The 7,194-nt window shown below is 74.3% G+C and carries 8 protein-coding genes; 7 read left to right on the forward strand and 1 reads right to left on the reverse strand.

Annotation, left to right across the window (positions count from 1 at the left end):
• Positions 1-1,716: FAD-dependent oxidoreductase (locus ACFU6K_RS25505; RefSeq protein WP_380666729.1), on the reverse strand; the 1,716-nt coding region annotated here is incomplete at its 3' end.
• A 207-nt stretch (positions 1,717-1,923) separates the two neighbouring features.
• Between ACFU6K_RS25505 and ACFU6K_RS25510 the strand changes: the two genes are divergently transcribed.
• The 7 genes from ACFU6K_RS25510 (at position 1,924) to ACFU6K_RS25540 (ending at position 7,164) form a co-directional block, all read left to right on the forward strand.
• Positions 1,924-3,099, forward strand: a complete 1,176-nt coding sequence (locus tag ACFU6K_RS25510) for a SchA/CurD-like domain-containing protein (protein WP_380666731.1) — start codon at positions 1,924-1,926, stop codon at positions 3,097-3,099.
• Between the two features lie 27 nt (positions 3,100-3,126).
• Positions 3,127-3,552, forward strand: a complete 426-nt coding sequence (locus tag ACFU6K_RS25515; protein ID WP_074004532.1) for a cupin domain-containing protein — start codon at positions 3,127-3,129, stop codon at positions 3,550-3,552.
• A complete protein-coding gene (locus ACFU6K_RS25520; protein WP_049659039.1) occupies positions 3,549-4,805 on the forward strand; it encodes a beta-ketoacyl synthase in 1,257 nt (418 codons plus the stop codon). Before ACFU6K_RS25515 ends, ACFU6K_RS25520 begins: the two co-directional genes overlap by 4 nt.
• Before the next feature lie 4 nt (positions 4,806-4,809).
• Positions 4,810-6,048: a beta-ketoacyl synthase N-terminal-like domain-containing protein gene (locus ACFU6K_RS25525; RefSeq protein WP_380666733.1), complete on the forward strand. Its 1,239-nt coding sequence runs from the start codon at positions 4,810-4,812 to the stop codon at positions 6,046-6,048.
• A gap of 72 nt (positions 6,049-6,120) precedes the next feature.
• A complete protein-coding gene (locus ACFU6K_RS25530; RefSeq protein WP_049659037.1) occupies positions 6,121-6,381 on the forward strand; it encodes a phosphopantetheine-binding protein in 261 nt (86 codons plus the stop codon).
• Position 6,382: 1 nt separating this feature from the next.
• Positions 6,383-6,838: an SRPBCC family protein gene (locus tag ACFU6K_RS25535; protein WP_049659036.1), complete on the forward strand. Its 456-nt coding sequence runs from the start codon at positions 6,383-6,385 to the stop codon at positions 6,836-6,838.
• A gap of 5 nt (positions 6,839-6,843) precedes the next feature.
• Positions 6,844-7,164 carry a TcmI family type II polyketide cyclase gene (locus ACFU6K_RS25540; RefSeq protein ID WP_380666735.1) on the forward strand — a complete coding sequence of 107 codons (321 nt, stop codon included), beginning with the start codon at positions 6,844-6,846 and terminating at the stop codon, positions 7,162-7,164.
• The last annotated feature ends 30 nt before the right edge of the window (positions 7,165-7,194 follow it).

Here is a 7,194-nt window from a genome sequence, read left to right on the forward strand (position 1 = left end):
GCTCAGCACCGTCCGCAGCGCCGTGGCGAACTCGGCCTCCGCGTCCTGCGGCGGGCCGGGCGAGCGCCAGGCGACGAAGCCGTCCGGGCGGACCAGCACGGCGCCCAGCGGGCCGATGCCGTGCAGGGCGGCGAAGTCCGCGCCGGGCTCCGGCGCCAGGTCGTCCTCGGCGCCGTCGCCGATCCGGAAGCCGTCCAGCGGGACGGCCAGCCGGTCGGCCGCGCGCTGGGCGCCCGCCTGCCAGGCGCCGCCCTCGGGGCCGGTGAGCAGCACCATCGCCTGCTCGTACAGGTCCAGCGTGGAGAGCCGCACCCCCGCCCGCAGCAGCCACTGGTGCGGGGCCCGGCTGCCCGGCTCGCCCGCCGACTCGAACTGCTCGGGGACCACCGGGCCGTCCCGGTCCGCGCCGACCACCGCGCCCACCGGGTACCGGTAGCCGAGCGCCACCGCCAGCACCCCGGCCTGCCGGCCCGCGCCCGGCACCACCGCGTAGCCCGGGTGGCTGTGCTCCGCGGACCGCGCCGAGGCCCGCGCGCCGGTCACCCGGGCGACCGGGCGGCGCTCCTGCCCGTACGTCTCCAGCAGCCTCGGCCCGGCCCAGCCGCACAGCACGGCGGCGATCTTCCACGCCAGGTTGTGGGCGTCCTGGATGCCGGTGTTGGAACCGAACGCCCCGGTCGGGGACATCTCGTGGGCGGAGTCCCCGGCGAGCAGGACCCGTCCGGCGCCGTACCGCTCGGCCACCCGCTCGGCGGCGTGCCAGGGCGCCCGGCCGGTGACCTCGACGTCCAGTTCCGGCAGGCCGACGGCGGTGCGGATGTGCCGCTCGCAGCGCTCGTCGGTGAAGGCCTCCAGCGGCTCGCCCTGCTCGGGGTGCCAGGGCGCGTGGAAGACCCACTCCTCCTGGTTGTCCACCGGCAGCAGCGCGCCGTCCGCCTCCGGGTTGGTCAGGTAGCAGGCGATGAAGTGCCGGTCGCCGACCACCTCGGCCAGGCGCTTGGCCCGGAAGGTGATGCTGACGTTGTGGAACAGCTCGCCCTTGCCGGACTGGCCGATGCCCAGCCGCTCGCGGACCGGGCTGCGCGGACCGTCCGCGGCGATCAGGAACTCCGAGCGCACCACCCGCTGCTCGCCGCTCTCCCGGCTGCGCAGCACCGAGGTGACGCCCTCCGCGTCCTGCTCGAAGGAGACCAGTTCGGTGCTGAACCGCAGGTCGCCGCCGAGCTCGCGGGCGGCCCGCCGCAGCACCGGCTCCAGGTCGTTCTGGCTGCACAGGCACCAGGAGCTGGGGCTGAACCGGGCCAGCCGGCCGCCCGGGTCGATCTCCCGGAACAGCCACTCCTGCTCGGCGCCGGTCAGCGAGGGCGCCTGGAGGATGCCGTGGTTGGGGGCCAGGATCGAGGCCGCCTCGCGGATCGCCGGTTCGATCCCGGCCACCCGGAACAGCTCCATGGTGCGGACGTTGTTGCCGCGCCCCCGCGGGTGGTGCGAGGTGTCGGCGTGCTTCTCGACCAGCAGGTGTCCGACCCCGAGCCTTCCGAGGAAGAGCGAGGCCGACAGCCCGACCAGCGAGCCGCCCACGATGAGGACCGGCACCCGGTCGTCAACCTTCGGATTCATCAGTTGCTCCACCCTGTCAGGGGATTCCGCGGCCCGGAGACTGGGCTCGGCGCCGCCCTCGGCGGGCCCGCTCGACCGGGGGCCCCGCTCTTCCATCCCCCGCCGGAGGGGGCCCGTGGCGCCCCTTCGCCCGGATGGCCCGCAAATCTCGCGCCGCGCCCGCCGCGCCGCCCACGATCGACCTCAGGCCTGGCGCCGACGCGCCCGGCCGACCCGCCGTCGCACCGCCCTCCCAGGCCGGGGAGCACCCGCCGGGCAGGCCGACACGGCCCGCAGCGTGCGGCCCAGAGCAGAAAGTGGATCATGACAACTCTGTCCGAACCCCAGCCGAAGCAGCACGACGAGGCCGACACCCGGCTGCGGGTCGTGCTGATGCTGGAGATCCAGGACGGCGCCCAGCAGCGCTTCCTCGACGTGTACGAGCAGCTGCGCCACCAGGTGGCCTCGGTCCCCGGACACGTCAGCGACCAGCTGTGCCAGTCGATCAACGACCCGCGCCAGTGGCTGATCACCAGCGAGTGGAAGGACCAGGAGACCTTCCTGGAGTGGGTGGACAGCCCGGCCCACCGGGAGATGGTCAAGCCGATGCACGGCTGCGTCAGCGACAACTTCCGCTCGCTGCGCTACGCCGTGCTGCGCGAGACCTCGGCGGCCGGCTCGACCGGCACCCGGGCCCCGATGGAGGTGCCGCCCGGGCTGCCGCGCACCACCCCCGCCGGGCACGTCGGCCCGCCCAGGGCCGACCCGGGCCCGGACGGCGTGGTGCGCCACGCGCTGACCTTCACCGTCAAGCCCGGCAGCGAGCCCGAGGTGGCCCGCATCCTCTCCGGCTACGCCTCCCCCCGGGCCGAGGTGGACGAGCACACCCGGCTGCGCCGCACCTCCCTGTTCATGCTCGGCAACCGGGTGGTCCGCGCCGTCGAGGTGATCGGCAACCTCGGCGACGCGCTGCGCCACGTGGCGATGCAGCCCGAGGTGCGGGCCGTCGAGGAGGCGCTCAACCCGCACCTGGAGGAGAGCCGCCAACTGGGCGACCCGCAGGCCGCCCGGGCGTTCTTCGCCAGGGCCGCGCTGCCCGCCCGGCACCAGGCGATCGCCAGCTCCCCCGCCTCCGCCCGGCTGCACCGGCACGCCGTGCTCTACCCGGTGCGTCCGGGCCGCGGGCAGGAGGTGGCCGAGCTGCTGGCCGAGCACGACAACCTCGCCACCGCCGACCCGACCGGGCCGGTCGCGGCGGCCACCGTCTTCCACCGCGAGGACGTGGTGGTGCGCCTGGTCGACCTGCGGGTGCCGGCCGAGGCCGACCCGGCGGCCGCCCTCGGCGTGGCCGACGACCGGCGCGCCGCCGTGCTCGCCGGGCTGCTCGATCTCGGCCCGCAGGGCGACCTGCGCACCGCCGCCGGGCTCGGCTCCTTCCTCGCCGCCCGCGCCATGAACCCGGTCACCGACCGCAGTTCCGCCGACCCGATCAACAACTGACGTTCCGCCACCTCACGGGAGATCTCCATGACCACGCAGTCCCCACGGATCGTCAGCGTCCACGAGGCACCGGAGAACCGCCGCCACGGCGCCGAGCTGCGCACCATGCTCACCCCGACCAGCTGCGGCGCGACCAGCGGCTTCATGGGCCTGGCGATCGTCAGGCCCGGCGAGCGGATCGGCGAGCACTACCACCCGTACTCCGAGGAGTTCGTGTTCGTCGTCTGCGGCGACCTGGAGGTGGACCTGGACGGGAAGCCCCATCCGCTCAAGCCGGACCAGGGCCTGATGATCCCGATCAACATGCGCCACCGCTTCCGCAACGTCGGCGACACCGAGGCCCGGATGGTCTTCCACCTCGGCCCGCTCGCCCCGCGCCCCGACCTCGGCCACGTGAGCACCGAGGGGACCGCGGCCTCCGGCCCGCCGGAACACGCCAAGGTGGTCTCGTGACCCGGCGCGTCGCCGTCACCGGGATCGGCGTGGTCGCCCCCGGCGGGGTCGGCGTCCCGGCGTTCTGGGAGCTGCTGACCTCCGGCCGCACCGCGACCCGGGGCATCACGCTGTTCGACCCCACCGGGTTCCGCTCCCGGATCGCCGCCGAGGTGGACTTCGACCCGGCGGCCCACGGGCTGGGCCCGGAGGACGTCCAACGGGCCGACCGCTACGTGCAGTTCGCGATGGTCGCGGCCGACGAGGCGATCGCCGACGCCGGCCTGGACCTGGCCGCCGAGGACCCGTGGCGGATCTCCGTCTCGCTCGGCACCGCCGTCGGCGGCACCACCCGGCTGGAGCACGACTACGCCCTGGTGAGCGCGGCCGGCGCCCGCTGGGACGTGGACCACCGGCAGGCCGAGCCGCAGCTGCACCGGGCCTTCGCGCCCAGCACGCTGGCCTCCGCGGTGGCCGAGCGGACCGGGGCGCACGGCCCGGTGCAGACCGTCTCCACCGGCTGCACCTCCGGCCTGGACGCGATCGGCTACGGCTTCCAGGCGGTCGAGGAGGGACGCGCCGACATCTGTCTCGCCGGCGCCTCCGACTCCCCGATCTCGCCGATCACCGTCGCCTGCTTCGACGCCATCAAGGCCACCAGCGAGCGCAACGACGACCCGCGGCACGCCTCCCGCCCCTTCGACGCCGACCGGGACGGCTTCGTGCTCGGCGAGGGCGGGGCCGTCCTGGTCCTGGAGGAGCTGGAGCACGCCCGCCGGCGCGGCGCCCGGGTCTACGGCGAGATCGGCGGCTTCGCCACCTTCGGCAACGCCTACCACATGACCGGCCTCACCAAGGAGGGACTGGAGATGTCCCGGGCGATCGACCACGCGCTCGCCCACGCCCGGGTGGACCGCACCGAGGTGGACTACGTCAACGCGCACGGCTCGGGCACCAAGCAGAACGACCGGCACGAGACCGCCGCGGTCAAGCGCTCGCTGGGCGCGCACGCCTTCAGGACCCCGATGAGCTCGATCAAGTCGATGGTCGGGCACTCGCTCGGCGCGATCGGCGCCATCGAGGTCGTCGCCTGCACCCTGGCGCTCGCCCACGGGGTCGTGCCGCCGACCGCCAACTACGAGACTCCGGACCCGGAGTGCGACCTCGACTACGTGCCGCGCACCGCGCGCGAGCTGCCGCTGAGCCGCATCCTCTCGGTCGGCAGCGGATTCGGCGGATTCCAGTCCGCCGTCGTGCTCAACAGAACGGGGTGATTCCATGACGTCACGTCAGCAGGGCCGCCGGGCGGTGATCACCGGGCTCGGCGTGGTGGCTCCGAACGGGGTCGGGGCCGACGCCTTCTGGAAGGCCACCAGGCAGGGCGTGAGCGTCCTCGACCGGATATCCCGCGAGGGCTGCACCGGGCTTCCGCTCCGGATCGCGGGCCAGGTGAACGGCTTCGATCCGCAGTCGGCGATCGACAACCGCTTCCTGGTGCAGACCGACCGCTTCACGCACTACGCGATGGCCGCCGCCGACCTGGCGGTGGCGGACGCCGGGTTCCGGCCCGACCCGGAACAGCCCTTCGCGGTCGGCGTGGTGACCGCGGCCGGCTCCGGCGGCGGCGAGTTCGGCCAGCGCGAGCTCCAGCAACTCTGGGGCCAGGGCCCCAGGTTCGTCGGCCCGTACCAGTCCATCGCCTGGTTCTACGCGGCCAGCACCGGTCAGATCTCGATCCGCGGCGGCTACAAGGGCCCGTGCGGGGTCGTCGCCAGCGACGAGGCCGGCGGCCTGGACGCCCTCGCGCACGCCGCCCGCACGATCGAGCGCGGCACCGACGCGGTGGTGGTCGGCGCCGCCGAGGCCCCGCTGGCGCCGTACTCGATGGTCTGCCAGCTCGGCTACCCCGAGCTCAGCCTGGCCGAGCGGGCCGAGCGGGCGTACCTGCCGTTCACCGCGCTGGCCTGCGGCTTCTCCCCCGCCGAGGGCGGCGCGATGCTGCTGCTGGAGGACGAGCAGGCGGCCCGGCTGCGCGGCGCCCGCATCCGGGCGCGACTGGTCGGCCACGGCGCCACCTTCACCGGGGCCTCCCGCTGGGCGGAGTCCCGGGACGGGCTGGCGGCCGCGATCCGGATCGCGCTGGACGAGGCCCGCATCGCGCCCGAGGAGATCGACGTGGTCTTCGCGGACGCCCTGGGGGTGCCGGAGGCCGACCGGGCCGAGGCCCTGGCACTGGCCGACGCGCTCGGCCCGGCCGCCGAACGCGTCCCGGTCACCGCGCCCAAGACCGGTACGGGGCGCGCCTACTGCGGCGCCCCGATGCTCGACGTGACCGCCGCCGTGCTGGCCATGGAGGACGGTGTGCTGCCGCCCACCCCCAACGTCACCGAGGTCTGCCACGACCTCGCCCTGGTGACCGGCCGCGCCCGCCCGGCCGAGCTGAACACCGCCCTGGTGGTCAGCCGCGGGCTGATGGGCTCCAACTCCGCGCTGGTGGTCAGGCGCGCGCGGCCCTGAACCACCGCCCGGACCACCGCCCCGAACCACCCCGTTCACACCTTCGAGTCACACCTTCGAAAGGGACACCCTGTGAGCAACACCCTCAGCTATCCGGAACTCGCCGTCCTGCTCCAGTCCCGGGCCGGCGTCACCGTCGACCCGGGCGACCTGGCGCGGCCGGGCGCGGAGTTCGACACGTTCGGCATCGACTCGCTCGGCCTGCTCGGCGTGGTCGGCGAGCTGGAGAACCGGCACGGCCTCAAGGTCACCTCGGGCGCCGAGTCGGCCAAGACCCCGGCCGAGTTCCTGGAACTGGTCAACTCCTCCCTCGCCACGAAGGCTGGTGCCTGAGATGCCCGGACACACCGACAACGAGATCGTCATCGCCGCCCCGCTCGACCTGGTCTGGGAGATGACCAACGACCTGGAGAACTGGCCGCAGCTGTTCAGCGAGTACGCCTCGGTGGAGGTGCTGGACCGGCAGGGCGAGCTCGTCCGGTTCCGGCTCACCATGCACCCGGACGAGAACGGCCAGGTGTGGAGCTGGGTCTCCGAGCGGGAGACCGACCGGGACGCGCTCGCGGTGCGCGCCCGCCGGGTCGAGCCCGGCCCGTTCGAGTTCATGGAGATCCGCTGGGAGTACGCGGAGGCGCCGGCCGGCACGAGGATGCGCTGGATCCAGGACTTCGCCATGAAGCCGACCGCCCCGGTCGACGACGAGGGCATGACCGGCCACATCAACCGCAACTCGAAGATCCAGATGCAGCTGATCCGGGAGAAGGTCGAGAAGCGGGCGGCGGAGCTGTGAGCGGCGTGCACCGGGCGCTGATCGTCGCCCGGATGAAGCCCGAGGCCGCGCCGGACATCGCCGAGGTGTTCGCCGAGTCCGACCAGGGCGAACTGCCGCACCTGATCGGCGTCACCGGCCGCAGCCTCTTCCAGTTCGGCGACGTCTACCTGCACCTGATCGAGGCCGACCGCCCACCGGGCCCCGCCGTCGCCAAGGTCGTCGGGCACCCGGAGTTCCGGACCGTCAGCGACCGCCTGACCGCCTACGTGCAGGCGTACGACCCGGCCACCTGGCGGGAGCCGAAGGACGCCATGGCACGGGAGTTCTACCGCTGGGAGCGCTGACCCGGCCCCCGATGGGCCCGCCCCCGGCCG

Source organism: Kitasatospora sp. NPDC057512, from assembly GCF_042802135.1.
GTDB lineage: Bacteria > Actinomycetota > Actinomycetes > Streptomycetales > Streptomycetaceae > Kitasatospora.